Genomic DNA, 1,854 nt, shown 5'->3' with positions numbered 1-1,854 from the left:
GTGCCCTGCTCGGTCGGCTGGCCGCCGCCCACCGGACAAAACAGGCCCCCGCCCGGCGCATCCCGTTCAGCTGCCTGGCCCGGTTGGTGCAGGCCTTCGGCGGCAAACCCAACGCCGCGGCAGCACTTCGGCCGGAACTCGGCCCGGTGCCGGGCCTGATCGAGCCGCTGACCGGCCGTGAGCTGGAGGTGCTGCGGCTGCTCGCCGCGGGCAAGTCCAACCAGCGCATCGCCCACGACCTGGTGGTGGCGCTCGACACGGTCAAAAAGCACGTGACCCACGTCCTGGGCAAGCTCGGCGCGGCCAACCGGACCGAGGCCGTAGCTCGCGCACGCGACCTGGGCCTGACCCCCTGACACCGCACCCCAGCCGGCGCCGGTAGCACCTTCGGGTGAGGACGCGCCGCGCCGCGACATTCCACCTGGCAGGCACCTTCGGGTGACGCCCCACGGCCACCCGAATTCGTACCGTTCCCCAAAGAGCCGGGCCAACACGGCCGGGCTGGGCCCCAGCCACCGGGGTCAGCAGCCAAGGGAGCATGACATGACCACTGCAAAAAGCCGGGGCCCGGCCCTGCGGGGCAATGGGCATGGGCGCGGGATGACCGGGTCGATAGGAGGTTTCGTGGTCCGCCGCGCCCGTCTGGTGCTGGTCGTGGCGATGCTGGCCGTGGTCGGGTTCGGCGTGCTGGGGTTGGGGGCGTTCGGCAAGCTGAAGACCGGCGGTTTCCAGGACCCGGGTGCCGGGTCGACAACCGCGCAGACGCTGACCGACCAGCGTTTCGGTGGCTCCGTTGGTGTCGTTCTGCTCGTCCACGCCGTGGCCGGGACGGTTGACGGCGCGCCCGCACGAGCAGCGGGCGCCGAGGCGGCGCGCCGTCTTGCGGCGGTGCCGGGCGTGTCGAACGTGGTGTCTTACTGGCAGACGGGCAATCCCGGCCTGAGGTCGAAGGACGGCAGGTACGCGCTCATCTTGGGCAGCACCAAGAGCGACCTCAATCTCAGCTCGTCGGAGCTGGCGGGCCTGCGATCGCACAGCAGGCAGGTCGACGCCGCGGTCGGCGGCGGCGCGGCGATCGGCAACGACATCACCAAACAGGTCGGCAAGAGCCTGCGCGTCGCCGAGGGGATCGCCGTGCCGATCATCCTGGCGCTGCTGGTGTTCGCGTTCGGCAGCGTCGTGGCCGCGCTGCTGCCCCTGGCGATCGGGATGATCGCGATCCTCGGCACGTTCGCCGAGCTGTTCCTGTTCGGCTCGGTGACCAGCGTGTCGATCTACGCGGTCAACCTGACCACCGCGCTCGGCCTGGCGCTGGCCATCGACTACTCGCTGCTAATGGTCAGCCGCTTCCGGGAGGAGCTCGGGCGCGGGCAGGACCCGGCGCAGGCGGTCGTGCGCAGCGTGCAGACGGCAGGGCGCACGATCGTATTCAGCGGCGCGACGGTCGTGGCCGCGCTCGCGGTGCTGCTGATCTTCCCGCTGTACTTCCTGCGCTCGTTCGCCTACGCCGGGATCGGCGTGGTGCTCATCTCGATGGCCGCCGCGGTCGTGGTGCTGCCCGCGCTGCTGGCCGTGCTGGGCCGGCGTGTGAACTCCGGCCGGCTGCCGTGGGCGCGCAACCGCGAGCCGTCCACCGCCGCGCCGTTCTGGGGACGGCTCGCCGGGCAGGCCATGCGCCGCCCGGCGCTGATCGCGATCCCGGTGCTCGCCGTGCTGATGCTGGTCGCGCTGCCGTTGCGGCACATCCAGTTCGGCACGCCGGACGACCGGGTGCTGCCGGCCACCACGCAGAGCAGAGCGGTGGGCGACGTGCTGCGCGAGGACTTCACCGGCAACAGCGCCACCGCGCTGAAC

General features: G+C 71.6%; 2 protein-coding genes. Both read left to right on the top strand.

The window, feature by feature from the left end; all coding sequences use genetic code 11:
* Window positions 1-356, top strand: a 356-nt coding sequence (locus tag WA805_RS29510; RefSeq protein ID WP_425243960.1) for a response regulator transcription factor, incomplete at its 5' end; no start/stop codon positions are given.
* A 187-nt stretch (window positions 357-543) separates the two neighbouring features.
* Window positions 544-1,854, top strand: a 1,311-nt coding sequence (locus WA805_RS29505) for an MMPL family transporter (RefSeq protein WP_425243959.1), incomplete at its 3' end; no start/stop codon positions are given.

The sequence above is a fragment of the Trebonia sp. genome, from assembly GCF_049794275.1.
GTDB lineage: Bacteria > Actinomycetota > Actinomycetes > Streptosporangiales > Streptosporangiaceae > Trebonia.
Note: the sequence above shows the minus strand (reverse complement) of the source record. Positions and strands in the feature narration are given on the sequence as shown.